Below are 23,749 nucleotides of genomic sequence, written 5' to 3'. Positions count from 1 at the left end.
GTGGAATCACCAGCCGATGGCCTTGGGCAGCCACAGGGCGATCTGGGGGTAGAAGAACAGCAGCACCAGCGCGGTGAACTGCAGGCCAATGAACGGCAGCACACCCAGGTAGATGTCCTTGATGTTCACCTCGGGTGGCGCCACGCCCTTGAGGTAGAACAGCGCCCAGCCAAACGGTGGGGTGAGAAAGCTCGACTGCAGGTTCAGCGTGACCAGCATGGCCAGCCAGACCGGGTCCACGCCCAGGTTGATGAGGATGGGCAGGAACAGCGGCACGGCGATGTAGCTGATCTCGATCCACTCGATGAAGAAGCCGAGCACGAAGATGATCAGCATCATGAACCACACGGCCAGATTGGCGCCGCCCGGCAGGGCCTCGAACAGGCCTTCGATGAGCGCCTCGCCCTGCAAGCCGCGGAACGACAGTGCGAACACCTGGGCCAGCATGAGGATGAACATCATGATGGCGGTGATCTTGCTGGTGTCCAGCGCGGTGGCCTTGAGCGTGGCCCAGCTGAAGCGGCCTGAAAACACCGTGATCAGCACCGCGCCCACCGCGCCCATGCTGGCCGCTTCGGTGGGTGCTGCAATGCCACCCACGATGGAGCCCAGCACCGCCACCACCAGCATCACCGGCGGCACCAGTACCTTGAAGAAGCGCGCCCAGAGTTCACGGCGTGAAACGGCGTCGCGCTCGGCCAGGGGAATGGGCGGCATGCTGGCCGGGCGCAGCCAGCCCATCACCAGCAGGTAGACGATGTACACCGCCGCCAGCAGCATGCCCGGGCCCACGGCCGCCGCGAACAAGGTGCCCACCGAGAGTTGCATGATGTCCGACAGCAAGATGAGGATCAGGCTGGGCGGGATGATCTGGCCCAGTGTGCCGGAGGCGCAGATCACGCCGCAGGCCACGCTTTTGTCGTAGCCGCGCCGGATCAGGGTGGGCAGGGTGAGCAGACCCAGCGTGATGATGGTGGCGCCCACGATGCCGGTGGTCGCGCCCATGAGCACGCCGAACAGCACGATGCCCACCGCCATGCCGCCCTTCACGCCGCCGGCGATGTGGCCCATCACGTCGAGCAGGTCATCCGCCAGCCGCGATTTCTCCAGCATCACGCCCATGAACACGAACAGCGGAATCGCCATCCACTGGTAGCCGCTCACGATGCCGTACAAGCGCGCTGGCAGCAGGTTGAACAGCACGTCACCAAAGCCCAGCCAGCCGAAGACAAAGCCCACGGTGGCGATGCTCACCGCCACCGGAATGCCGATCATCAGCATCAGGAAAAAACCGCCCAGCATCATCAGGGCGTAGGTCTGCATTTCAAACACGGGCGGCCTCCTTCGGCTCGACCGGCACCACCGGGTCTGTCAGCAGACGCAGCAGATGCGCCAGCTGTTGCAGCACCAGCAATCCGTAGCCCAATGGAATCAGGGCCTTCACTGCCCAGCGGTAGGGAATGCCACCGGGGTCCGGTGAGCCTTCCATGATGGAGCGCGACTGTTCCACATACCCCAGCGAGAGCTGGATGAACGCCAGCGCCACCGCAATGAGCAGCAGCGCCGAGATCACGTCCACCACCCGCTTGAGGCGTGGCGAGTAGCGCGCATAGAACAGGTCCACGCGCACGTTGTCGCCACGCTGCAGTGCGTGGCTCATGCCCAGCAGGATCAGCGCGGCCAGCAGGTGCCACTCCAGTTCCTGTGCCCACACCGAGCCCAGGCTCAGCGTGTAGCGCAGGATCACGTTGGTGGCCACCAGGCCGATCATCACCAGCGCGATCCACGCCGTGAGCGAGCCCAGCCGGTCGATGAAACCTTCGATGCCAGTGGCCAGGGGCCGCAGGGACTTGAGCATGAACCTGCCTCCGCCTCAGCCGCGCACGCTGGCGTGGAAAGCGCCTTCGCTCACGTCGGTCCAACGGTTGTACTTGGCCATGAAGGCCATGTAGGAGTCGTGCACCTTCTTCGTCATCGGGTCCTTGGCCACCGCTTCGGCCAGGGCCTTGTCGGTCTCGGCGCGCAGGGCCTTGATGATGTCGTCTGGCAGCGGGCGGGCGATCACGCCCTGGTTCTTGACCAGGTCTTCCATGGCTTCCGAGTTGGCCTTCTGGCACCAGGCTTCGCTGATCACATTGCAGGCGGCCGACGCGTTGCTCACGATGGCCTGCAGGTCCTTGGGTAGCTTGTCCCAGGCGGCCTTGTTGATCAGCAGCTCAGACACCGTGGCCGACTCGTGCCAGCCGGTGGTGTAGTAGAACTTGGCGGCTTTCTGCAGGCCCAGGCGGCGGTCCTGGAACGGGCCCACGAACTCGGCCGCGTCGATCACGCCGCGCTCCAGCGCGGGGAAGATTTCGCCACCGGGCAGCACCTTCACGTCCACACCCAGGTTGGCGTAGACCTTGCCGGCCAGGCCGGGAATGCGCATCTTCAGGCCCTTCAAGTCGGCCACGGTCTTGAGTTCTTTCTTGAACCAGCCCGTCATCTGCACGCCGGTATTGCCGCAGGGCATGGCCACCATGCCGAAGGGCGCATAGACCTCGTTCCACAGGTCGATGCCGCCGCCGTCGTACAGCCAGCCGTTCATGCCCTGGAAGTTCATGCCGAAGGGCACGGCGGTGAAGTACTGGGCGGCGAAGGTCTTGCCGGTCCAGAAATAGCTGTTGGCGTGGTTCATTTCCACCGTGCCGGCGCGAACGGCGTCAAAACCTTCAAAGGCGGGAATCAATTCACCGGCGCCGAACACCTGGATGTTCAGCCGGCCGTCCGACATCTCGCGGATGCGTTTGGCCAGGTCGGTCGCGCTGCCGGGGCCGTCCATGTAGAAAGGCGAGCCTTTGCCGTAGGCGCTGGTCATCTTCCAGTTGAACTTGGTCGTTTGTGCGCTGGCGATGCTGGGCGCGGCCAGCGCGGCGCCTGAGAGGGCGGCGGTGGCAAGGAACTGGCGGCGAATCGGTGTCATGAGCGTGGACTCCTGTGGCGGTTGGAGGGCGGGCAGAGCCCGTGGATGCCGTTTGTAAAGCGGCGCTGACCCTTCATAGCAATCGCTGTGCCACGCTGGACGTGTGATTCAAGTAATTGATTTTATTGAATAAAAATGCAATGTAGCCGAATCGGGAGATGTCCGGCAAGGTGCATTCATTGAAATTTCCCAGCATGCTCGTTCGACCAAATGGCAAGAAATCAGCCATTTCATGAACATTCGTCAGCCGGAACTGCCAATTGGCAAATCTTGGTCATCCAGACGGGGAGTGGCAACCCCTGCAGAAAACAAATGCACACCATGCACGCCGACCGTGCGGGCGCACCACGACGGGGGTGCGGGGCGTCAACTGTTGTTTTTTGTCAGAGCCGGGCGCCGCCGCGCCGGTTCTTCACCCGCGTCATCAGCGTCTTGCAATCGACTGAAAGGATTTCCGGGCGGTTGAAGATGTGGCGCCGCACGAAGGCATCAAAGGTCTCGTAGCTGTCGGTGAGCGCGTGCACATGCAGGCTTTGCAGGTCGCTCATGATGTAGAGGCTCACCACCTCCTTGCAGTCCGCCAGCTCCTGCGAGATCTGCTCCATCGCAGCCGGTGCCACCTTGATGTCCACAAAGGTGGAGATCACCTTGCCCAGCTTTTCCGGGTTGATCACCGCGCCAAACAACTCGATCACGCCATTGCTCTGCAGGGCCTGCACGCGTGCCCGTGCGTGGGCACGCGAAATGCCCAGCTGGCGCGCGATGTCGGCAAACGACGCGCGGCCATCCTTGACCAGGATGTTGAGCAGGGCGCTGTCGAGTTTGCTCAAGGCCACATCGGGCGTTTCAGGGGCAGGGTTCTTGGGCATGGGGCTGTCCGGGCAGTGGGGCGTTGACCGCATTGTTGCGGATCGGCGCCCCTGCCGTCTGTCGGCCCGGCTGATCCGGGCGCACGCCAGGGGTGGTCGGCCGGCGGGGAAAGGGGTACAACGGCAAGCGTAAACGGTATAAACAGTATGAACGGTATGCCTCGTTTTATGGCGTTGCTGCTGAGCCTCTGCACCATGTTGCTCTGGCCCGGCCAGGTTTTGGCGCGCGACGCCTGCCTGAACGACCCGAAGCGTGCCCACGAGTTGCGCGTGCTGGACGAAGCCCAGGTGATCGACATGATGGACAGCTTCCAGGTGATCGCCCTGCCACAGCGGCTGCACCGCATGCTGGACAGCCTGGTGGCCGCCTCTCCCCGCCTTCGCGATGGCCCCGCCATTCACCTGCTGGCCTTCGATGACGCCGAACTCAACGCCTATGCGGCCGACCACGGCCTGGTGATCCTCACCAGCGCGCTGTGGAGCGAAAAGGAAAACCTGTCGGACGACGAACTGGCCGCCGTCATCGCCCACGAACTCGCCCACATTGAAAAACGTGATTCGCTGATCGAAGCCTGTGCCAACCTCAACCGCCTGCAACAACCCGACCTCAGCTTCGAAGAGGCCCGCGACCGCATGGCGCTGGAAATGTTCAACCCCTATTCCCACATTGCACGTGAAGCACGTCGCGAGTTGCACGACCAGGAACATCACGCCGACCTGCGTGGCATCGAACTGCTGCGCCGCGTCGGCCGAAACCCCCATGCCATGGTGAGCGTGCTGGCGAAGCTGCACGGCAACGGTACCCCCTCGCTCAACCTGCTGATGGGATCGACCCACCCGGACGTGCGCGAACGGCTGCAGCGGGCGCAGGCGGCGGCCAACGCTGGCACCAAACCACCGCGTGCGGCGCGCTCACAAAGCCGCTGAGCACACCCGGCCCGGCCTTTCAGGCCGCAGCCGTCAGTCTGGGCCACACAGACTGCGCACCAGCTCCTCCCCCCACACCCACGGCCCGGTGATCGTCAGCGTCACCGTGGTCCATTCGCCATCGGTCTGTACCTGCTGGTCGGCGTCCCAGGCGCCGCCTTCGTCCAGCGGGCCACGCGGGCCGGGGCTGTGTGAATCGGCCCAGGCCATCACGGCCTCCACCTCCTTCATCACGGCAGGCACATGCTCGGCCCGCACGCCGGCCATGGCGTCCCAGGTGCCGGAGCCTTCGCCGTCATCGCAGGCTTCAAAGATCAGGTAGTGCAGGGGCATGGCGAAGGGGGCCGTCAAGGGGCTGTGACAGTGGGATTCTGTTGCTGGGCGATCCACTCGACCCAGAACTCGATGCAGGCCCGGATCTTGGGCAGGCGCTGGCGTGCGCTGGCGGTGATGGCGTAGAGCGGCACCGGCTTGTGCTCCACATAGGCGGGCAGCACGGGCAGCAGCAACCCTTGCCGCACCAGTGGTTCCGCCGCCAGCGTGGACAGCCGCCCGATGCCCAGACCCTGCAGCACCATGTTGGCGGCCTGGCCGGTGTCGTTGATGCGCCAGTAGCCTTCGGCCGGCAGCTGCACCGTCTGACCACCCACCACAAATGGCCACTGGTTGAGGTGGGGTGCGGCGGTGTTGATGATGAGCCGGTGTTGTCTCAGTTCATCCGGATGCTGCGGCAACCCCAGCCGGCTGGCGTAGGCCGGGGCGGCATAGAGCGCGCGGTCCAGGTGGCCGAGGGCGCGGGCCACCTGGGTTTCGGGCAGGGCGGTGCCGGTGCGGATGGCGATGTCGATCCCTTCACGCGCCATGTCCGCGAGCTGGTCGCTCACCTGGATGTCCACGCGCAGATTCGGGTGGCGCAGGTTGAGTGCGCCCAGGCTGGGCAGCAGCAGGTATTGCGCGATCAGGGAGCTGGCCGCGACCCGCACCATGCCACTGGCTTCGCCCGCCTGGTGCGCGAATTCGCCCTGCAGCTCGTCGATTGCACCGGTGATGCGGTGGCAATAGACCAGAAATGTCTCGCCCTCGGCGCTGAGCGAGAGCCCATGGGTGGAGCGGTGCACCAGGCGCGCACCGCAGGTCTTTTCAATGCGGGCCAGGGCACGCGAAACCTGGCTGACCGGCACATCGCGCTCGCGCGCCAAGGCCGAGAGGCTGCCCAGCGCGGCCACACGCGCGAAGAGCTTCAGGTCGTCGAAGGCGAGGTTGTCCATGGCGGCGATGGTAGGCCAGTGCGGCGGGCCCGTGCCTTGCACGCACTGCAAAACCGTTTTGAGCCCGGTACCGTTTCCGCCTGGAGGGGTCTTGCCTAAAGTCCAGTCACCCTCTCAAAGGAGCTGACCATGCACACCGAACACCTTCACCGAACCCTTTCGCCCCAGGCCTACGCCAGGCTGCAGGACGACATCAGGCAACAGGCCGAGAGCGAGCACCGCCAAGCCGTGCAAACCTTTTTTCATGCCCTGCTTGTTGATTGGCCGCACCGGTTGCTGCAGACGGTGGCAGGCGTGCGCCATCCTGCCGCCCGCACACGTGTCATCGAGGCGGCCTGACCATGCCCACGCTCAACCTCAAAGTCGCGCCGTTGCAAAACCCCGAGCGCTACCACGCCCTGGCCGCCGCGCTCACCACCCTCACCGCCGACATCCTGGGCAAGCGCCCTGAAGTGACGGCGGTTTTTATCGACGACCTGCCCCGCGCGCGCTGGTGCGTGGGCGGCAGGCCGGTGCAGGGCGCCACCGCCCAACTGGAAATCGCCATCACCGCCGGCACCAACACCGATGCGGAAAAGGCGCAATTCATCGAAGCCGCGTTCCGCGAACTGCAACGCCAACTGGCACCGGACGGTGGCTTTGAGGTGGCGAGCTATGTCACGGTGCGCGAACTGCCGGCCACCGACTGGGGCTATGGTGGGCAGACGCAGCGTGCACGGCAGTTGGCACGTGCAACAGCCTGACCGGCCCTGAGCGCTCTCTGCACCTCGCGCTGCCTTGCGAAAGACCTCAGCGCCGATGGATAGACTCGTGGCATGCAAGCTTTCCGGGTGCTGGTCATAGGCGGGTATGGATTCTTCGGTAGCCGCCTGTTGGAACGGCTGGTCAGGCAGAGCGGGCTGCACATCGTGGTAGGCGGAAGGTCTGCCGAGAAAGCGCATGCACTGGTAGAGAGACTTCGCGCGTCGGGTACGTCCATGCTGAGTGCCACGACACTCGATATTTTGTCGCCCACATTCAAACGCGATCTGGCCGCCCTTGCCCCGGCGCTCACCATCCACACCTCGGGGCCGTTCCAGGCCCAGGACTACCGCGTGGCAGAGGCCTGCCTGGCCTGCGGATCGCACTATGTGGACCTTGCTGACGGGCGCCGGTTTGTGGAAGAAATCGTCGTGCTGCATAGCGCCGCCCAGGCCGCCGGTCTGTGCGTCATCAGCGGGGCCAGTTCGGTGCCCGCGCTCTCCAGTGCGGCGGTCGACCACCTGGCTCAAGGCCTCAAGGAAATCCAGACCATTGACATCGGCATCAGCCCGGGCAACCGCACCGAACGTGGTCTGTCCACCGTGCAGGCCATCCTGAGCTATTGCGGAAAGCCGCTGCCCGGCCCAGATGACACCTTCGGCTGGGTCGGCAGCTACCGCCACGCGTACCCTGCGCCGGTCGGTGAGCGCCTGCTTTCGCCGTGCGATGTGCCGGACCTTGCGCTGTTGCCCCATCGGTACCCGGGCAAACCTCGGGTGAGGTTTGGTGCCGGTCTGGAACTGCGCACGCTGCATCGCGGCATGAATGCCATGGCCCGGCTGGCCCGCTGGGGTCTGGTGCCGGACTGGTCGGTCCACGCACCGCTGCTCAAGCGCGCTGCCGATGTCTTCCAGACATTGGGCAGCGACGCGGGCGCCATGCACGTCACGGTCAAGGGCACCACCACTGCCGGAGACTTGAGCCACCGGACATGGCATCTGGTAGCCACACACGGCGACGGGCCGTATGTGCCGACCCTCGCCGCCGCCGCCCTGGTGCGAAAGCTCAAGAATGCCGACGGCTCGCTGGCGGGTGCCAGGCCCTGCGTGGGCATACTGTCATTGGAAGACTTCATTCGCGAATGCGACGGACTGCAAATTCAGATGACGGGACCCAACGAGTGAGCCAGCTCTCCTTGTATGAACAGGTGATGGGTACGAGTTTTGCGCGCCTGCCCGCTGCCGTGCAGCGGTTTCACAGGCTCTCTGGCCAGCGGTCGCTGGAAGGCTGGGTGGAGACCCGTGCACCTTCAAGCCCGCTGGCACGATTGCTGGCGTACTGTCTGGGTTCGCCCCAAGAGGACGAGCGTGGACGCATTCGGTTTGAACTGGATGCCCAACCCGAAGCCGAGATCTGGGTTCGTCACTTCCCCGCCAAAACCATGAAGTCCCGGCTGGTCAGGTCGGGTGAACGGGTGGAGGAGCAGCTGGGTGCGTCCAGGTTGCGCTTCAGGTTGCGCGCCACCGATGCCGGGTTGGAGATGGAACTTGAGCGCCTGCACTTTCTGGGGGTGCCGTGTCCCCGCTGGTTGCTGCCAACCATTGTTGCGCAGGAACATGGCGATCACAACCAGATCCACTTCAGGGTATCGGCGACGGTGCCCCTGATTGGCATCGTGGCCAGCTATCAGGGGCACCTGGTGCTCGAGCCGGAGGTCCGGCCATGATCGTCGTGTTCGATGCTGAGTGCCTGCTCTGCAACGGCTGGGTCCAGTTTCTGTTGCGGAACGACCGGCGGGGTGACATCAGGTTCGCTTCCATTCAAGGTGTAAACGGCATGCGTCTGCTCGATGAGGTCGGGTTGAAAACCGAAGGCCTCGACACCTTGCTGGTGATTCAGGGGAACCGCAGGTGGCAATACTCTGCCGCCATTTTTCAGGTGCTGCACCAACTGGGCTGGCCTTGGCGTCTGGCATGGGTGGCATGGCTCATACCTTCCGTGCTGAGAGACGCGGCATACCGGTTCATCGCCAGAAACCGCTACTGGATCTTTGGCCGTTCGGAAACTTGCATCCTGCCGCCCGCAGATTTCGCCACCAGATTTCTGGACTGATCCGATCTATCCGAAATGGGTGGCACTCGGAAGCGCGTTGTTCATGTGCGCATTCATACGGGAACCAAAAAGAAAACGGCGCCGGATGGCGCCGCTCCTTTTCCAGTCCATGGCTTGCACAGTCTCCCCACCCCAGCACACTCCCAGGGGGAGCGGGCGGCGGTCAGGCAGCCTTCACTTTGAGCCGCCACGCATGCAGCAGCGGCTCGGTATAACCACTCGGCTGCGCCTTGCCCTGGAACACCAGGTCCAGCGCAGCCTGGTAGGCCTTGCTGGTGGCGAAGTTGCCGGCCATCTTCTTGTAGAACGGGTCGCCAGCGTTCTGCCCGTCCACCACGGCAGCCATGCGTTCGAAGCTGGCCTTCACCTGCGCTTCGCTCACGATGCCGTGGTGCAGCCAGTTGGCGATGTGCTGGCTGCTGATGCGCAGCGTGGCGCGGTCTTCCATCAGGCCCACGTTGTGAATGTCGGGCACCTTGGAGCAGCCCACGCCCTGGTCAACCCAGCGCACCACGTAGCCCAGGATACCCTGCACGTTGTTGTCGAGTTCCTGCTGCTTCTCGGCGTCGCTCCAGTTCGGGTTGCTGCTCACGGGCACGGTGAGCAGGCCGGTGAGCAGGTTGTCGCGCTCGGCGGTGGCGTCGATCTTTTCCAGCTCCTTCTGCACGTCGCTCACCAGCACCTGGTGGTAGTGCAGGGCGTGCAGCGTGGCGCCGGTGGGGCTGGGCACCCAGGCGGTGTTGGCGCCGGCCTTGGGGTGAGCGATCTTCTGTTCCAGCATGGCCTTCATCAGGTCGGGCATTGCCCACATGCCCTTGCCGATCTGTGCTTTGCCACGCAGGCCACAGTTCAGGCCCACGATCACGTTGTTCTTCTCGTAGGCCTGGATCCAGGCGCTGGCCTTCATGTCGCCCTTGCGCACCATGGGGCCTGCCAGCATGGCGGTGTGCATCTCGTCGCCGGTGCGGTCCAGGAACCCGGTGTTGATGAAGGCCACGCGGCTGGCGGCGGCTTCAATGCAGGCCTTGAGGTTGACCGAGGTGCGCCGCTCTTCGTCCATGATGCCGAGCTTGACGGTGCTCTCGGGCAGGCCCAGCACCTTCTCCACCCGGCCGAACAGTTCGGCGGCAAACGCCACTTCACGCGGGCCGTGCATCTTGGGCTTGACGATGTAGACCGAGCCCTTGCGCGAGTTGCGGATGGCGTCTTTCTTCGTGCGCTTGAGGTCGTGCATGGCAATCGCCGTGGTGACCATCGCGTCCATGATGCCTTCGGGAATCTCCTTGCCTTCCGTGCCCCAGAGGATGGCCGGGTTGGTCATCAGGTGGCCCACGTTGCGCAGGAACATGAGCGAGCGGCCGTGCAGGCGCACGGTCTTGCCGGTGGTTGAGGTGTACACGCGGTCGGCGTTCAAACCTCGCGTCATCGTCTGGCCGCCCTTCTCGAACGACTCGACCAGCGTGCCCTGCAGAATGCCCAGCCAGTTGCGGTAGGCCAGCACCTTGTCTTCGGCGTCCACGGCGGCCACGGAGTCTTCCAGGTCCAGGATGGTGGACAGGGCGGCTTCCACCACCAGGTCGCTCACACCGGCTGCGTCGCTGGCGCCGATGGGGGTGCTGCGATTGATCTGGATGTCCAGGTGCAGACCGTTGTGCTTGAGCAGGATGGCGCTGGGTTTTTTGGCATCGCCCTGGAAGCCGATGAACTGGGTCTTGTCGACCAGTTTGCTGGTCCCGCCCTCGGCCAGGCCCACCACCAGTTCACCGTCCTTGTTGACCTTGTAGCTGGTGGAGCCCACGTGCGAGCCCTTCTTCAGCGGCGCGCAGCGGTCCAGCACGTGGCGCGCGTACTCGATGACCTTGGCGCCGCGCTTGGGGTTGTAGCCACCCTTCTTGCCCTTGGCCACCTTGCCGCAGCCCTTGTCTTCGCTGATCACGTCGGTGCCATAGAGCGCGTCGTACAGGCTGCCCCAGCGCGCGTTGGCGGCGTTGAGCGCGTAACGCGCGTTCAGGATCGGCACCACCAGCTGCGGGCCGGCCTGGGTGGCGAGTTCGTCGTCCACGTTCTTCGTGGTGGCCTTGACCTTCTTGGGCTCGGGCACCAGGTAGCCGATGGTTTCCAGGAATTTGCGGTAGGCCACCATGTCGCGGATGGGGCCGGGGTTGGCGCTGTGCCAGGTGTCCAGCTCGGCCTGCAGGCGGTCGCGCTCGCCCAGCAGGGCGGCGTTCTTGGGGGCCAGGTCGGCCACGATGCTGTCGAAGCCCTTCCAGAACGCATCGACCGAAACGCCGGTGCCGGGCAGCACGCTGTCGTTGATGAAGGTGTAGAGCTCGGAGGCCACTTGCAGGCCGTGGATCGTGGTGCGTTGAGTCATGGATGGCTTTCTGGTGAGGGCTTCGACAAGCTCAGCCCGAACGGAGAGGAGAGGAAAACGTTGAAAAGGTAAGGCTCAATCAAAGAAGCCCTGCACTTCACGCAGATTGCTGCCGGTGCGGGTGGGTTGAGTGCCCAGTTCTTCAAACGGCAGGTTCTGGCGGTTGACCCAGAGGGTGCGGTAGCCGAACCAGGTCGCGGCCAGGGCGTCCCAGGCGTTGCTGCTGACGAACGCAATCTGCGAGCGCGGCAGGCCGGTGGCGGCTTCGCCCAGCGCGTAGGCGTCGGGGTGGGTTTTGTATTTGCGGATCGGGTCCACACTGATCACGTGGTCCAGCAGGCCTTCGAGCCCGGCGCTGCGCACCGCAATGCCCAGCATCTCGGGCTCGCCGTTGCTCAGAATGCCGGTGACCACGCCCCGTGCGCGCAAGGCCTTGAGCACCTCGTGGTTCTCGGGGAAGGCGGAGAGGTGGCGGTACTGGTTCATCAGCTGCACCGCCAGCGGCTCGAACGGCGCCCAGTCCTGCCGGGCAGCGGGGGCCACCAGCTTGATGGCGAAAGTGAGCGCTTGCCGCGTGATGGACCAGAACGGCTGGTAGTGCGCGCCGTGGTTGCTGGTGGTCACGAGCCGGGTGTATTCAATCTGCTTGTCGCGCCACACCAGCGCCAGCCGTGCGCCGTGCTGGGGAAACAGCTGCTCGGCGAGCAGTCCGACGCTGTACACATCGAACAAGGTGCCATAGGCGTCAAACAAGACAGCGCGGGGTGGGCTCATGCATGTACTGTATTCCGAACTTGCAATTCGATTTATGGCGGTAAAAGCGATGGATCTGTGACTTTTTGATGGGTAATGGGTTCGAGGCAATCATGTGTGGCGCGACCAGGATCAGGCTTACCATGCGCGTCCTCAAGAATAGCCACCAAAAACACAAAAATGAATGGAGTTATTGGATTGATTTGTCATTTTTCATGAGGTAATCTGCGCCAGTGGACAAACTCAAGCAGCTTGAAACCTTCGCCTCGGTGGCTTCGCGAGGCAGCCTCACAGCCGCAGCGCGTGCCGAGGGCGTGGCCCCCGCGATCATTGGTCGGCGCTTGGACGCCCTGGAGGCTCGCCTCGGCGTGAAGCTCATGGTGCGCACCACGCGACGCATCACGCTCACCCACGAAGGCAGTGCTTTCCTTGAGGACTGCCAGCGCCTGCTGGTGGACCTGGCCAACGCCGAAGCCAGCGTCAGCGCCGGGGGCGTCAAGGCCAGCGGGCATTTGCGGCTCACCGCACCGGCCGGCTTTGGCCGCCGCCACGTCGCGCCCCTGGTGCCGCGGTTTCGCGAACTGCACCCGGAGGTCACGATCTCGCTCAACCTGAGTGACCGTGTGGTCGATGTGGCTGGCGAGGCATACGACTGTGCGGTGCGGGTGGGCGACCTGCCAGATTCTTCGCTGGTGAGCGTGCGCCTGGCCGACAACCGCCGCCTGTGCGTGGCCGCCCCTTCTTATTTGCGACACCATGGATCGCCCCAAACGCCGGCCGACCTGACGCGATACGACTGCCTGACGCTGTCCAGCGACGCCTCGCAGACCCGTGGCTGGGCCTTTTCCGTGCCGATCGAAGACAGCGATGAGCGTGAACTGGTGCACTTGCGCCCTGGTGGCCCGCTGGACTGTTCGGACGGACAGGTGCTGCACGAATGGTGTCTGGCAGGCCATGGCATTGCGTGGCGAAGCATGTGGGAGGTCGAGGCCGACCTTGCAGCCGGGCGCCTGGTCAGCGTGCTGGACGCTTTCGCTGCGCCGCCCAACGGCATCTACGCCCTTTTCCCGCAGCGCAAGCACCTGGCGCTGCGTGTGCGACTGTGGATCGACTTTCTCAAGCACCACTATGGACAGGCCGATTTCTGGTCGGGGCCTGTCGGGTAAGCGCTGGGCTGGGTGATCGGGCTTTCGACTAACATCCGCTGCTGGTGGCATGTGCCACCCTCAGAACATTCAATACATCCACGAAAGGGAGTGTCATGGGTTGGTTTGCAAACGGTTCTTTTGCGCTTGCGGCTCTGGCGCTCGCTGGCTGCGGCGGTGGAGGGGGGGACGCGGTGGCCGACCCCACGCCGGCGGCGCAGTGCGCCAGCATCGGTGTGGTACCCAAGATCCGGGGCGGAACGGAATGCGCCTTGCCGGGCCAGACGCCGGTGGTGGTGTTCATCGCCACCCGCAGCGACGGCTCCGGCCTGTACTGTTCGGGCACCCTGATCAGCCCCACCCGCATCCTTACCGCCGCGCACTGCCTGCCGTCTGAGGTGACGCGTGTCACCACGCCGGTCTGGCAGGCCGACGGCACGGCCCGCGCGCTGCGCGCAAAGAGCTGGGCGGTGCACCCGGAATACCAGCGCACGTCAGCCGGCTTCCTGAACGACGCGGCCGTCATCACCCTGAGCAGCCCGTTGCCTGCGCCGCCCATGCCCTTGCTGGTGAGCAACCCCTCTTCCGCGGGCCAGAGCGTGTTCATCGCGGGTTGGGGCGGGCCGGACAACGAGCTGGCCGCAGGCTTCGCGAAGGTGAGCATCGTCAATGCGCTGCACCTGGGCTACACCTACGACGGCAAAGGCGCCAACACCTGCCCTGGTGACTCTGGCGGCCCCATGTACCGTGCAGTGGGAGGTACGCATGGTGTGGTGGGCATCACGTCTTCGGGCACCAGCGGCGACTGCGGCGTGGGCGATGTGTCGCTGTTCACCAACATCCAGACACCCAAAGTGCTGGACTTCATTCGCACCCACGCCCCAGACGCCGTGGTGATCTAGAGGCCTCCCCCGCGCCGCTTCGCGTCACTCACCAGACAACGGCACCTTGGACCGGCGGTCCGAGGCGGTCACGGCTGAATCAGCAAGCCTCCGTACAAGTCAATGCGGCGGTTTCGTAGTTGAGATGCCGCACTCGCTTCGCCCCTGACCGAGCGACGCAACTCGCCGTACAGCAAATCGGCTTCACGCCCGGCCCGTGCCATCACGGTACCCCGGGGGGATGCCAGCGTGCTCAGTCCACCGTAGCTCAACCCCGGTTCTTCTCCACAGGCGTTGGCATAGGCCACATACATTTGGTTTTCACATGCCCTGGCAGGCACCAGCAGTTGCGGCACTTCATCAAAGGCGAGCATGTTGGCGGTGGGCACGAGCGCAGCGTCGGCGCCTTGCAGGGCCAGCAGGCGCATGGTTTCGGGAAATTCCACGTCGTAGCAGATCAGCAGGCCCAGGCGCCAACCGCGCCAGGTGAACACGGCTGGTGGCCGGTCGCCTTGGGTGAACTGGGCGCGGTCGGTGTCACCGAACAGGTGCGTCTTGCGATAATGCGCCAGGGGGCGGGCATCCGGGCCCATCATCTGCACGGCATTGAAAGGTGGGTGGGTGCCGTTGCTTTCGGGGTAGCCATACACGATCGCCAGGCCGTGGCGCTGAGCGATCATGCCCACCGCCTGAGCCAGCGGGGCGTCAGGGGATTCGGCCAGGTGGGCGACACGCTCAGCGCCAATGGCATAGCCCGTGAGCGACATCTCGGGGCAGATCAGCAGCTCCGCGCCATGGGCTCGTGCCTGCGCTGCTGTCGAATCCAGCCGAAGCAGGGCGTCCGAGGTGTTTTCGGCATAGGCGCATTGCCAAAGCGCCAAGGCAAGGGTGTCGGCGGGCGCGTCCATGCTCGTCAGTCCGGCAGGGCCACGGGGCCGATTTCTGCGAACACATCGCCCGGGCCCGGGTTGTCGGCGTGGCTGCGACCGCCCAGATGGTGCACGATGCCCCAGACCGCATTCAGCGAGGTCTGCACCGCACCTTCGACCCAGGCTGGTGTGAACGACACATCGTCGCCGGCAATGAAAATGCCCCGCTCGACGGTGGGAAAGCCGTCTTGCATGAAATGACTGTACATGCGGTGGTTGTAACGGTAGTGGCCGGGAAGCGCACCTTTGAAGGCCCCCAGAAAATGCGGGTCGGCTTCCCACGAGATGCTGATCGGGTCGCCAATGATGTGTCTCGCAATGTCCACGTCCGGGTAGATCTTGCGCAACGAAGCCAGTGCGAGCTGCACCCGCTTTTCGGTGTCGTAGGGCAGCATCTTCAGCGCGTCGCCCATCCAGGCGTAGCTCAGGCAGATCACGCCGGGCTGGTCGGGGCCGTTGTCGAACAGGTAGGTGCCGCGCGTGAGGCGGTCGGTCAGCGTCATGCCCATCTGCGGCCAGCCGTTGGCCTTCAGGTCGTTCCAGAACGGGCGGTCCACCATCACGAAGGTCTTGCTCGATTGCATGTAGCGCGTGCGGTCCAGCGCCATCCAGTGCTTTTGCGAGAACAGCGATTCTTCCACCGCGATCTGCGTGGTCAGCAGCCAGCTCTGGCAGGTGGTGAGCACGGCGGCATAGGCGCGGGTGTTGCCCCAGGTGTCGGTGACCGCCAGTCGGCCGTCGGGGGCCCGGGCGATTGCCTTCACGCCGGCGCGGGGGGCACCTGCGTTCAGCCAGGCCAGGGTGGTGCCGGCGGGCCAATGCCGCAGTTCGCGTGCTTCGGGCGCGTGTTGCCAGAGACCCAGGGGCACCTGCTGCACACCGCCCACGATCAGATGCTGGTCGTCGTCGCAGGCGGTCAGCACCACACGCAGGATCTCCAGCATGGAGTTGGGAAAGTCCGAGTCCCAGCCCCCGGTGCCGAAACCGACCTGGCCAAACACCTCACGGTGCCGGAACGAGAGCGCCGCGAAGGCGTCGGACTGCGCCACAAAGTCGTAAAAAGTGCGGTCGTCCCACAGCGGCACCAGCCGGTCCCACAAGGCTTTGAGGCGCGGCACGTCACGCTCGCGCAAGGCCTGCTGCAAACCGCTGAAGCCCGCACCCTGCTCCAGCGCCTGCGCCCAGGCGTCGGCCACTTCGCGAAACAGCGGCGGCAGCTCGTCCAGGTGCCGCGCCCAGTGGGTCTGGCCTTCCAGGTCGATCACGGTGCAGCCCGCAGCCGGCGTCAGCGGGTTGGGAAAGGGCCGGGTCTGCAGGCCCAGCCGGTTCACGTAGTGGAAGAACGCCGTGCCCGACGCCGGAAACCGCATGCCGCCCAGCTCGGCCACCACGCCGCGTCCGCCTTCGAAGACCTGTGATCTCAGACGCCCGCCCATTTTGGAGGCTTCGTAAATCACCGGGCGCAGCCCCAGCTTCATGAGTTCGTAAGCGGCGACCAGACCGGCCATGCCGGCACCAACGATCGCCACTTCGCTGCCCAGCACCTCGGCGGGCAACTCACCCAGGCCCTTGGGGTGGGCAATCCAGTCGTCGAAAGCGAAAGGGAAGTCCGGTCCGAAGACAGTGACGGGTGCGTCGGGGGTGCGCAAGGTTGTCATGGGTTTGGGCGGAGGGCAGACGTCAGTCTTCTCTGTTTCTGCCGGTTGTGCAATGGGGGTGTGATCAGAACAGGCTCACCAGCAGCGCAATGGCGGTGCCCCACATCATGAGCGCGACCATGCCGTCCAGCGCACGCCACACGCGCAGTGAATTCAGTCTGCGGCCCAGCCAGAAGGCGGCCGCGCCGAGCGCCAGGAACCACACCACCGAGCCGGCGGCGGCCCCCAGGCCGAACACCGTGCTGCCCTGCCCATAGGCAAGCGAGGCGGTGCCTATCAACACGGCGGTGTCGAGCCAGGCGTGAGGATTCAGCCAGGAAAAAGCGAGTGCCGACAACAAGGCCTGGCGGCGCGTCACCGCTGCGGCGTCGGGTTTGTCGGTCGCTGATTTGTCTTCGTCGGCCACGATGGCCAGCGTCCTGGGGTGCAGGAATCGCTGGAAAGCCTGCCAGCCGTACACCGCGAGGAACAACATGCCGGCACCCACCAGCGCGCCATGCAACTTGTCCGACAGGCCGCCAAGCTGGGCCAGGCCCAGCACCCCCAAACCGATGAGAACGATGTCGGCCACGACACACACCGCGACCGTGAGCCACAGATGCTGGCGTTGCAGACCCATGCGCAGCACGTGCGCGTTCTGGGGTCCGATGGCCATGATCAGTGAAATGCTGAGCACCATGCCGGCGGTGAAAGCGGGTGAAAACAGGGCAGGCAAGTTCAGGGCAGGGAGGGCGAGGGCAGACATGGTGTTTCTCACGGTGCAGCGCCCGGTAGGAGTCCGGGCGCCGATGGATGAGAGTGTGCGCGTCACCGTCAAATAATTAAACAAAATCAATTAAAAGTAGCTTCACTCAAGTTATATTGAAATCAATGCCATTTCTCAATGTCATTTCTTTGAAGTGCCTGCTCTCTCATGCTCGACGCCCGTCAACTGGAAGCCTTGGCCGCCGTGGTCGAACACGGTGGCTTCGGTCCTGCCGCCAAGGCCTTGTCGCTCACACTCGCTGCGGTGTCCTTGCGCATCAAGTCACTGGAAGACACACTGGGCCAGCGTCTTCTGGTGCGTGGCAAACAGGTCCGGGCCACGCCCGCCGGTCAGGCGTTGCTGGGCCATGTGAAGCAAGTGCGCCTGATGGAGTCGGATCTGCTGGCCGACCTGCAGGGCGGGGCAGCGGCTTCGGGCGGTCGCGGGCCGCGCTGGCAGAGCCTGTCGGTCGCCATCAATGCCGATTCGGTGGCGAGCTGGTTCCTGCCCGGCGTGGCGGCCATGCTGCACCGCCACCGTTTGCTGCTGGAAATCGTCATTGACGATCAGGACCACACCCACGACGCCCTCAAGAGCGGCGACGTGATGGGTTGTGTGACCACGCTGGCTGTCGCCATGCGCGGTTGCGTGGCCGAACCTCTGGGCGTGATGCGCTACCGCTGTGTGGCCGCGCCCGAGCTGGTGCAGCGCTGTCGAACACCCAGTGGCGCGGTGTCGCCGCACAAACTGCTCTCACAACCCGCCGTCATCTTCAACCGGAAAGATGCGCTGCAGGACGATTTCCTGAAGCAGCACTTCGGCTTGCACCAGCCCAACTACCCCCGGCATTTCGCTCCCGCCGTAGAGGCCTTTGAGACTGCCATCGAACTGGGGCTGGGCTGGGGCATGGTGCCCGAGCAGCACCTGCTGAACAAGCCGGGCCTGGAAGAACTGCTCCCTGGCGCCACGGTGGACGTGGTGCTGTATTGGCAACACTGGGCACACGAACCGCCCTCAGCCCAGCGGCTCACGGCCGCTGTGAAGGCGGCCGCACGAGGCAGTCTGCTGGCTTTGAGTTGAGGGTGATTGCGAAACACAGGAGTCCGGCCATTCGTTGCGCCCTGCCTCCGGTGTTCAGAGGGGGAGGCTCTTCAGCAGGCGAACCTACCGCGCAAAACGAGGAGCCTGCGCGGCAGAGAGAGCATCAACTGAAGCGCACGCCAAACCTGTGACCACTGGTACCACCTGCTGAGTCCAGAGATGATTTTCTGGACTTTGGGTCGCACCACACAATCCCCGATTTGCGTGCGTTTCGTTCGATGCCTTCTGCCGCGCAGGCTCCTGGAAAGTCCTTGCGCAACCAAGAGGGGGAGTCACTGCGGCAATTCAGGTAGCGAAAACTCCCCTCCCATTCCGCGTCAGTCCCTGATGAAGTACGGGCCTCTCCAAGACTGTGGCAACAGCGGGTAGCTGGCGGACTGTTCCGTGCTGACGCTCAGGTTTTGGCCATCAACGGTCCGGGCGTTGCCACGGGTAGTGACACGGCGACCGACAACCAGGATGTCTACGTTGGTCCGAGGGCCGCGGGCAAGGCGGTTGTTCTCAACGATGACGTCCTCAATGCCCTCGCCGCTGTTTTCCTGGCTGTTCTGCGGGCGAATGGCCACAGTCCAGTTGTTGTTGTCGGCGGGATCGCCCATCAGGTTGTTCGTGATCACGATCTGTTTGGCTGCCCAGGTTCCGCCCGAGATGGAGAAGTTGTTGTTGTATTCCCCAAACCCACCCGAGTGGATTTTGAGCGCATGACGAACGCCGTCTGAAGAAATACCCCTGATCACGTTGTGAGCGATGACCGTCTTGTAGGCGTTGTACAGCCGCACCGTGTGTTGGCTGGAGCGGCCAAACTCGTTGCCCAGCAGGGCCATGCGAGCACCGCTTCCGTGCAGGTTGGCCAGCGGTACGTCATCATTCTCGGTGCTGCCGATCACACGGTTCTCGACGACAAAGATTTCGTGCGGGTTGTAGAACGCATTCAAGGGAACGGTGCGATAGGGATCGGAAGTGGTCGCCCAGTAACCCATGGCACTGCCGATGACGATGCTGTTGTTCACCCTGCTGCCTGCGTCGTCAAGGTCGTTGCGCAGGAAGAGCAGCTTGGACGCCGACGCCGTCTGTTCGATGCCGTTGGCGACATCCAGATCCATCACGGTGATGTCATCGGGAAAATCTGCAGTCGCCGCGCGGCCCGGGCCAATTTGTACCGATGCCACCCTTGGCTTTGCACCGGTTCCGTAGGCGCCGACTTGTACAACATCGTCTTCGTGACGCACAGTGATCGCGGGGAAGCTCTCACCCCTGCGCAAGAGGACCCGTTTGCCGTCCAGACTGGCTGGCAACGTGGTCTGCCGCGTCGCACCCGTGGGGCAGCCTGTGTAGTTGGCTGAAGTCGAGACACAAACCGTTCGTGTGCCCGAATAGTAGGCGGAAGGGTCCTGGACCGTCACGGACACGGTGGCATCGGTGTATTGCCCATTGGGTGCCCGCACCCGGACGCGGACCGAATAGGTGCCAGCCTGCTCGAACACATGGGCTGCGAGCGGACCTCCCGTCTGCGTGTTCTTCAGCTCGCCTGAGTGACTCCAGGTTTGGCCATTGTTGTTGCCAAAGTTGAATTCGTAGGAGAGGTCATGGAAGGCATGGGTGCCACTTGTACCCACTGACGATGCCGTGGCATCGAACATGACGGCAAGCGGTGCAACGCCAGTCAACCGGGTCGCCTGCAGAGCTGCGGTAGGAGCGCCAGCTGGAGCAGGTGCGGGTGCGGGTGCAGGAGCTGGAGCTGGAGCTGGAGCTGGAGCTGGAGCTGGAGCTGGAGCTGGAGCTGGAGCTGGAGCTGGAGCTGGAGCAGTTGCGGCCGTGCTCAGGTAGCAAGACTTCGCCGTGCCAGGAATGGGGTCGCCAAACACACCGTTTGAACAGCTTGCAGGGCCACTGAGTGCCCTGATGCTGTAGCGCCCCGCAGCACCGTACGCCACCTCCTGTTGACCAGCGAAATTGCAGCTCTGACCTTCGTTGGCACATGCCGAGCTGACAAATGAACGGCCATCGATGATCTGGGTTCCAGGTGCAGGTGCAGGAGCAGGTGCAGGTGCAGGAGCAGGAGCAGGAGCAGGTGCAGGTGCAGGTGCAGGTGCAGGTGCAGGTGCAGGTGCAGGTGCAGGAGCTGGTGCTGGTGCTGGTGCTGGTGCTGGTGCTGGTGCTGGTGCTGGTGCTGGTGCTGGTGCTGGTGCTGGTGCTGGTGCTGGTGCTGGTGCTGGTGCTGTTGTGGTCGTGCTCAGGTAGCAAGACTTCGCCGTGCCGGGGATTGGATCACCAAAAACCCCGTTGGAGCAACTTGCGGGGCCGCTGAGTGTCCTCAAGCTGAACCTCCCAGCAGCGCCATACGCGACAGTCCGTTGCCCTGAGAAGTTGCACATCTGGCTTTCGGTGGCGCATGCCAAGCTGCCGAATGTCTGACCATTGATGATTTGGGTGCCTGGAGCTGGAGCTGGAGCTGGAGCTGGAGCAGGAGCAGGAGCAGGAGCAGGAGCTGGAGCAGGAGCAGGAGCTGGAGCAGGAGCAGGAGCAGGAGCAGGAGCAGGAGCTGTCGCCAGATAGCATGCCTTGACGATCCCATAGATGGGTTCGCCAAAGGTGCTGTTGTTGCAATTCACAGGTCCCGCCAATGTACGGACATTGAATCTGCTGGCAGCGCCATAGGCTACTGTGCGCGTCCCAGTGAAGCTGCAGGTTCGATTTTCAGTGGCACAGGCTGTGGAGCTGAAGGTGATTCCACCGATGGTTTGCTGTGCGTGCGCATCAAACGAAGCAGCAGAGGCCAACACCAGGGTTGCCAGTACGATCCCGCTGGAGTGCAACGATTTGAGTTCGGAGTTTTTGAGGTAAATCATGGGGTCAATGTCGCTTTAACGAAATTCAAATACGGTGCAATCGGTAATGGTCAAACAATTCCTGCGCTGCACATCTCGGACAGGTGTTGCACCCGTCAACGTCCAAGACAAACCTACCCTCCGCGAGGTACAGCACCCTCGCGAGAACTTTGAAACCAGTTCATGGGATATGTGACTCAGGAGACGGGACAGCTCGATCAGATCCAGCTGAACCAGGTATCCGTGATGCAAGCGCCGTACCTGTACAACACTCACTTCACGGACCTCGCCGCAGTCATTGCAGGGCTGGTGGGCAAACCCTCAGTCCTTCACACATCCTCGTGAATGTCTGATTGATGTTTGGAACAGCTTTCAGAAAATCCACAACGCCAATGTATTCAGGCCCAGTCAGTGGTTGGCCCCCTCGCCGCTGAACGGATTATCCGGAGGCTTGAGCGGGGAGGCCTGTAAGAGGACGTAAAAAAATGGGTTGCACGCCCAGTTAAACCGCCGATTTGATAGCCAATGGAACTGCAACCCAAAGTGTTGTTTTCGTTCCTGGACCATCTCAAATGCATGACTTCGGATGCTCCGCAATACAGAAGGTATTCAAACCGAGTTGCAACGAATGTGACTGAGCTACTTTCTTTTACGGACCCGTCGGGCTGGCAAGTCCCGCGCTTGTCCCCTTTCCCTCCGGATCACTGCTGGATCCTTGCTGGCGCTGCTTCTCGTGATGCGTGGGGAGCCGACCATGCCCGCAGCCCTAGAATCTCGCCCTATGCTCAAGATCAAACAAGAACTGCTGGCGGGACTGGCCGCCGCACTGGAAATGCGTTCCCCCGGCGCAGGCGAGAAGGCCGCGTTCGAGTCGCCCAAAGTGGCGGCCCACGGCGATTTCGCGTGCACCGCCGCCATGCAGCTGGCCAAGCCACTCAAACTCAATCCACGCCAACTGGCGGAAGCCTTGCGCAACGACCTGCTGGCGCAGCCGGTCTACGCCCAATGGGTGTCCGACATCGACATCGCTGGTCCGGGGTTCATCAACATCCGGCTCAAGCCAGCCGCCAAGCAGCAGATCGTGCGTGAAGTGCTGGCTGCCGCTGGACGCTTCGGCGTTGCCGAGCCCAACGGTCAGCGACTCATGGTCGAGTTCGTGTCGGCCAATCCCACAGGGCCTCTTCATGTGGGCCATGGCCGTCAGGCCGCGCTGGGTGACGCCATCTGCAGCCTGTACGAAACCCAGGGCTGGAGCGTGCATCGTGAGTTCTATTACAACGACGCAGGGGTGCAGATCGGCACCCTGGCCACGTCCACCCACCTGCGTGCACAGGGTTTCAAGCCCGGCGATCCGAACTGGCCGGAAGCGGCTTACAACGGCGACTACATTGCCGACATCGCGGCCGACTTCCTGGCGAAGAAGACCGTGAAGGCCGACGACCGCGAGTTCACCGCCAGTGGCGACATCGATGATCTCGACGGCATCCGGCAGTTTGCGGTCGCTTACCTGCGCCATGAGCAGGACCTGGACCTGCAAGCTTTTGCGGTCAAGTTCGATCACTACTACCTGGAATCCAGCCTCTACACCAGCGGCCGGGTCGAGGCCACGGTGCAGAAGCTGATCGACGCCGGCAAGACCTACGAGCAGGACGGTGCGCTCTGGCTCAGGTCCACCGACTACGGCGACGACAAGGACCGCGTGATGCGCAAGTCCGATGGTTCGTTCACCTACTTCGTGCCCGACGTGGCCTACCACATCAGCAAGTGGGAGCGCGGTTTTACTAAGGTCATCAACATCCAGGGCACCGACCACCACGGCACCATCGCCCGGGTGCGCGCTGGCCTGCAGGCGGCCAATGTGGGGATTCCCCCAGGCTACCCCGACTACGTGCTGCACACCATGGTGCGTGTGGTTCGCGGCGGCGAAGAAGTCAAGATCAGCAAGCGCGCGGGCAGTTACGTGACGCTGCGCGACCTCATCGAGTGGACCAGCAAGGACGCGGTGCGCTTCTTCCTGCTCAGCCGCAAGCCCGACACCGAGTACACGTTTGACGTGGATCTGGCGGTGCAGAAGAACAACGACAACCCGGTCTACTACGTGCAGTACGCCCATGCCCGCATCTGTTCGGTGCTGACCAGCTGGGGCGGTGATGTGGCCACCCTGAAAGACGCCGACCTCTTGGCCCTCGACAGCGCGCCTGCCCAGGCCCTGATGCTGCTGCTGGCCAAGTACCCGGGCATGTTGAGCGACGCCGCGAGGGACTTCGCACCGCACGACGTCACCTTTTACCTGCGTGAGCTGGCTGCGAGCTACCACAGTTACTACGATGCCGAGCGCATCCTGGTGGATGATGAAGCGGTCAGAACCGCCCGCCTGGCCCTGGTCGCTGCCACGGCGCAGGTGTTGCACAATGGCCTGAATGTGTTGGGTGTGAGCGCGCCCCAAAAGATGTGAA

24 protein-coding genes and 1 pseudogene are annotated in these 23,749 nt (G+C 63.6%); 12 read left to right on the top strand and 13 right to left on the bottom strand.

The window, feature by feature from the left end; translation table 11 throughout:
* Positions 1-6: 6 nt before the first annotated feature.
* From J2W49_RS08305 to J2W49_RS08290, 4 genes are all read right to left on the bottom strand, one after another.
* Complete coding sequence (locus J2W49_RS08305) at positions 7-1,323, bottom strand: TRAP transporter large permease (RefSeq protein ID WP_310315194.1); 1,317 nt, start codon at positions 1,321-1,323, stop codon at positions 7-9.
* A 1-nt stretch (position 1,324) separates the two neighbouring features.
* Positions 1,325-1,858: a TRAP transporter small permease subunit gene (locus tag J2W49_RS08300; protein ID WP_310314217.1), complete on the bottom strand. Its 534-nt coding sequence runs from the start codon at positions 1,856-1,858 to the stop codon at positions 1,325-1,327.
* 15 nt (positions 1,859-1,873) lie between these two features.
* Positions 1,874-2,962: a TRAP transporter substrate-binding protein gene (locus J2W49_RS08295; RefSeq protein WP_310314214.1), complete on the bottom strand. Its 1,089-nt coding sequence runs from the start codon at positions 2,960-2,962 to the stop codon at positions 1,874-1,876.
* A 383-nt stretch (positions 2,963-3,345) separates the two neighbouring features.
* Positions 3,346-3,831, bottom strand: coding sequence for an Lrp/AsnC family transcriptional regulator (locus J2W49_RS08290; protein WP_310314212.1), 486 nt, complete (start codon positions 3,829-3,831; stop codon positions 3,346-3,348).
* Positions 3,832-4,026: 195 nt separating this feature from the next.
* Between J2W49_RS08290 and J2W49_RS08285 the strand changes: the two genes are divergently transcribed.
* Complete coding sequence (locus J2W49_RS08285) at positions 4,027-4,758, top strand: M48 family metallopeptidase (RefSeq protein WP_310314209.1); 732 nt, start codon at positions 4,027-4,029, stop codon at positions 4,756-4,758.
* Between the two features lie 33 nt (positions 4,759-4,791).
* Here the strand turns inward: J2W49_RS08285 and J2W49_RS08280 are convergent, their stop codons facing one another.
* Together J2W49_RS08280 and J2W49_RS08275 are read right to left on the bottom strand one after the other, a co-directional pair.
* A complete protein-coding gene (locus J2W49_RS08280; protein WP_310314206.1) occupies positions 4,792-5,109 on the bottom strand; it encodes a hypothetical protein in 318 nt (105 codons plus the stop codon).
* Complete coding sequence (locus J2W49_RS08275; RefSeq protein ID WP_310314204.1) at positions 5,106-6,026, bottom strand: LysR family transcriptional regulator; 921 nt, start codon at positions 6,024-6,026, stop codon at positions 5,106-5,108. The genes J2W49_RS08280 and J2W49_RS08275 overlap by 4 nt, the downstream gene beginning before the upstream one ends.
* A gap of 129 nt (positions 6,027-6,155) precedes the next feature.
* On the opposite strand from J2W49_RS08275, the gene J2W49_RS08270 reads away from it, so the two are divergent.
* From J2W49_RS08270 to J2W49_RS08250, 5 genes are all read left to right on the top strand, one after another.
* Positions 6,156-6,365 (top strand): hypothetical protein, encoded by a 210-nt coding sequence (locus tag J2W49_RS08270; protein WP_310314200.1) that lies wholly within the window; start codon positions 6,156-6,158, stop codon positions 6,363-6,365.
* Positions 6,366-6,367: 2 nt separating this feature from the next.
* Positions 6,368-6,769, top strand: a complete 402-nt coding sequence (locus J2W49_RS08265) for a tautomerase family protein (protein ID WP_310314197.1) — start codon at positions 6,368-6,370, stop codon at positions 6,767-6,769.
* 72 nt (positions 6,770-6,841) lie between these two features.
* Complete coding sequence (locus J2W49_RS08260) at positions 6,842-7,951, top strand: saccharopine dehydrogenase family protein (protein ID WP_310314194.1); 1,110 nt, start codon at positions 6,842-6,844, stop codon at positions 7,949-7,951.
* A 26-nt stretch (positions 7,952-7,977) separates the two neighbouring features.
* Positions 7,978-8,493, top strand: coding sequence for a DUF4166 domain-containing protein (locus tag J2W49_RS08255; RefSeq protein WP_310315191.1), 516 nt, complete (start codon positions 7,978-7,980; stop codon positions 8,491-8,493).
* Positions 8,490-8,879, top strand: coding sequence for a thiol-disulfide oxidoreductase DCC family protein (locus J2W49_RS08250; RefSeq protein ID WP_310314191.1), 390 nt, complete (start codon positions 8,490-8,492; stop codon positions 8,877-8,879). Before J2W49_RS08255 ends, J2W49_RS08250 begins: the two co-directional genes overlap by 4 nt.
* Before the next feature lie 163 nt (positions 8,880-9,042).
* Here the strand turns inward: J2W49_RS08250 and J2W49_RS08245 are convergent, their stop codons facing one another.
* Both J2W49_RS08245 and J2W49_RS08240 read right to left on the bottom strand, forming a co-directional pair.
* Positions 9,043-11,253: a malate synthase G gene (locus tag J2W49_RS08245; protein ID WP_310314188.1), complete on the bottom strand. Its 2,211-nt coding sequence runs from the start codon at positions 11,251-11,253 to the stop codon at positions 9,043-9,045.
* 75 nt (positions 11,254-11,328) lie between these two features.
* Positions 11,329-12,027: a haloacid dehalogenase type II gene (locus tag J2W49_RS08240; protein WP_310314185.1), complete on the bottom strand. Its 699-nt coding sequence runs from the start codon at positions 12,025-12,027 to the stop codon at positions 11,329-11,331.
* Between the two features lie 212 nt (positions 12,028-12,239).
* On the opposite strand from J2W49_RS08240, the gene J2W49_RS08235 reads away from it, so the two are divergent.
* Entirely contained in the window at positions 12,240-13,172 is a 933-nt protein-coding gene (locus J2W49_RS08235) for a LysR family transcriptional regulator (RefSeq protein WP_310314182.1), read from the top strand.
* Between the two features lie 95 nt (positions 13,173-13,267).
* Positions 13,268-14,053 carry a S1 family peptidase gene (locus tag J2W49_RS08230; RefSeq protein WP_310314180.1) on the top strand — a complete coding sequence of 262 codons (786 nt, stop codon included), beginning with the start codon at positions 13,268-13,270 and terminating at the stop codon, positions 14,051-14,053.
* A 68-nt stretch (positions 14,054-14,121) separates the two neighbouring features.
* Here the strand turns inward: J2W49_RS08230 and J2W49_RS08225 are convergent, their stop codons facing one another.
* The 3 genes from J2W49_RS08225 to J2W49_RS08215 form a co-directional block, all read right to left on the bottom strand.
* A complete protein-coding gene (locus tag J2W49_RS08225) occupies positions 14,122-14,940 on the bottom strand; it encodes a carbon-nitrogen hydrolase family protein (protein WP_310314177.1) in 819 nt (272 codons plus the stop codon).
* Between the two features lie 5 nt (positions 14,941-14,945).
* Positions 14,946-16,619, bottom strand: a complete 1,674-nt coding sequence (locus tag J2W49_RS08220) for a flavin monoamine oxidase family protein (protein ID WP_310314174.1) — start codon at positions 16,617-16,619, stop codon at positions 14,946-14,948.
* Between the two features lie 64 nt (positions 16,620-16,683).
* The gene (locus J2W49_RS08215) at positions 16,684-17,364 is read right to left on the bottom strand and encodes a LysE/ArgO family amino acid transporter (protein ID WP_310314171.1); all 681 of its coding nucleotides are present in this window, start codon (positions 17,362-17,364) and stop codon (positions 16,684-16,686) included.
* 168 nt (positions 17,365-17,532) lie between these two features.
* On the opposite strand from J2W49_RS08215, the gene J2W49_RS08210 reads away from it, so the two are divergent.
* Complete coding sequence (locus J2W49_RS08210; protein ID WP_310314169.1) at positions 17,533-18,444, top strand: HTH-type transcriptional regulator ArgP; 912 nt, start codon at positions 17,533-17,535, stop codon at positions 18,442-18,444.
* Positions 18,445-18,782: 338 nt separating this feature from the next.
* On the opposite strand, the gene J2W49_RS08205 is transcribed toward J2W49_RS08210, so the two are convergent.
* Positions 18,783-19,694 (bottom strand): hypothetical protein, encoded by a 912-nt coding sequence (locus J2W49_RS08205; protein ID WP_310314167.1) that lies wholly within the window; start codon positions 19,692-19,694, stop codon positions 18,783-18,785.
* Between the two features lie 192 nt (positions 19,695-19,886).
* Positions 19,887-20,105: pseudogene (locus J2W49_RS25730) on the bottom strand (PKD domain-containing protein); the annotation flags it as partial.
* Between the two features lie 77 nt (positions 20,106-20,182).
* Here J2W49_RS25730 and J2W49_RS08200 point away from each other — a divergent pair.
* The 3 genes from J2W49_RS08200 (at position 20,183) to argS (ending at position 23,748) form a co-directional block, all read left to right on the top strand.
* Positions 20,183-20,359 carry a hypothetical protein gene (locus J2W49_RS08200; RefSeq protein ID WP_310314165.1) on the top strand — a complete coding sequence of 59 codons (177 nt, stop codon included), beginning with the start codon at positions 20,183-20,185 and terminating at the stop codon, positions 20,357-20,359.
* A 129-nt stretch (positions 20,360-20,488) separates the two neighbouring features.
* Entirely contained in the window at positions 20,489-20,773 is a 285-nt protein-coding gene (locus J2W49_RS08195; protein WP_310314162.1) for a hypothetical protein, read from the top strand.
* Positions 20,774-22,074: 1,301 nt separating this feature from the next.
* Entirely contained in the window at positions 22,075-23,748 is a 1,674-nt protein-coding gene (gene argS / locus J2W49_RS08190; protein WP_310314159.1) for an arginine--tRNA ligase, read from the top strand.
* The last annotated feature ends 1 nt before the right edge of the window (position 23,749 follow it).

Source organism: Hydrogenophaga palleronii (genome assembly GCF_031457455.1).
Classification (GTDB): Bacteria; Pseudomonadota; Gammaproteobacteria; order Burkholderiales; family Burkholderiaceae_C; genus Hydrogenophaga; species Hydrogenophaga palleronii_A.
The sequence above is the reverse complement of the archived record's forward strand: the minus strand, read 5'-3'. Positions and strand labels throughout refer to the sequence as shown.

Bases quoted from the DNA above. Each gene is read 5' to 3' on its own strand.
- J2W49_RS08290 (WP_310314212.1), bottom strand. From the start codon at position 3,831: ATGCCCAAGAACCCTGCCCCTGAAACGCCCGATGTGGCCTTGAGCAAA.
- J2W49_RS08305 (WP_310315194.1), bottom strand. From the start codon at position 1,323: ATGCAGACCTACGCCCTGATGATGCTGGGCGGTTTTTTCCTGATGCTG.
- J2W49_RS08210 (WP_310314169.1), top strand. From the start codon at position 17,533: ATGCTCGACGCCCGTCAACTGGAAGCCTTGGCCGCCGTGGTCGAACAC.
- J2W49_RS08265 (WP_310314197.1), top strand. From the start codon at position 6,368: ATGCCCACGCTCAACCTCAAAGTCGCGCCGTTGCAAAACCCCGAGCGC.
- J2W49_RS08300 (WP_310314217.1), bottom strand. From the start codon at position 1,858: ATGCTCAAGTCCCTGCGGCCCCTGGCCACTGGCATCGAAGGTTTCATC.
- J2W49_RS08245 (WP_310314188.1), bottom strand. From the start codon at position 11,253: ATGACTCAACGCACCACGATCCACGGCCTGCAAGTGGCCTCCGAGCTC.
- argS (WP_310314159.1), top strand. From the start codon at position 22,075: ATGCTCAAGATCAAACAAGAACTGCTGGCGGGACTGGCCGCCGCACTG.
- J2W49_RS08215 (WP_310314171.1), bottom strand. From the start codon at position 17,364: ATGTCTGCCCTCGCCCTCCCTGCCCTGAACTTGCCTGCCCTGTTTTCA.
- J2W49_RS08225 (WP_310314177.1), bottom strand. From the start codon at position 14,940: ATGGACGCGCCCGCCGACACCCTTGCCTTGGCGCTTTGGCAATGCGCC.
- J2W49_RS08230 (WP_310314180.1), top strand. From the start codon at position 13,268: ATGGGTTGGTTTGCAAACGGTTCTTTTGCGCTTGCGGCTCTGGCGCTC.
- J2W49_RS08285 (WP_310314209.1), top strand. From the start codon at position 4,027: ATGTTGCTCTGGCCCGGCCAGGTTTTGGCGCGCGACGCCTGCCTGAAC.
- J2W49_RS08240 (WP_310314185.1), bottom strand. From the start codon at position 12,027: ATGAGCCCACCCCGCGCTGTCTTGTTTGACGCCTATGGCACCTTGTTC.
- J2W49_RS08255 (WP_310315191.1), top strand. From the start codon at position 7,978: ATGGGTACGAGTTTTGCGCGCCTGCCCGCTGCCGTGCAGCGGTTTCAC.
- J2W49_RS08295 (WP_310314214.1), bottom strand. From the start codon at position 2,962: ATGACACCGATTCGCCGCCAGTTCCTTGCCACCGCCGCCCTCTCAGGC.
- J2W49_RS08260 (WP_310314194.1), top strand. From the start codon at position 6,842: ATGCAAGCTTTCCGGGTGCTGGTCATAGGCGGGTATGGATTCTTCGGT.
- J2W49_RS08275 (WP_310314204.1), bottom strand. From the start codon at position 6,026: ATGGACAACCTCGCCTTCGACGACCTGAAGCTCTTCGCGCGTGTGGCC.
- J2W49_RS08270 (WP_310314200.1), top strand. From the start codon at position 6,156: ATGCACACCGAACACCTTCACCGAACCCTTTCGCCCCAGGCCTACGCC.
- J2W49_RS08220 (WP_310314174.1), bottom strand. From the start codon at position 16,619: ATGACAACCTTGCGCACCCCCGACGCACCCGTCACTGTCTTCGGACCG.
- J2W49_RS08250 (WP_310314191.1), top strand. From the start codon at position 8,490: ATGATCGTCGTGTTCGATGCTGAGTGCCTGCTCTGCAACGGCTGGGTC.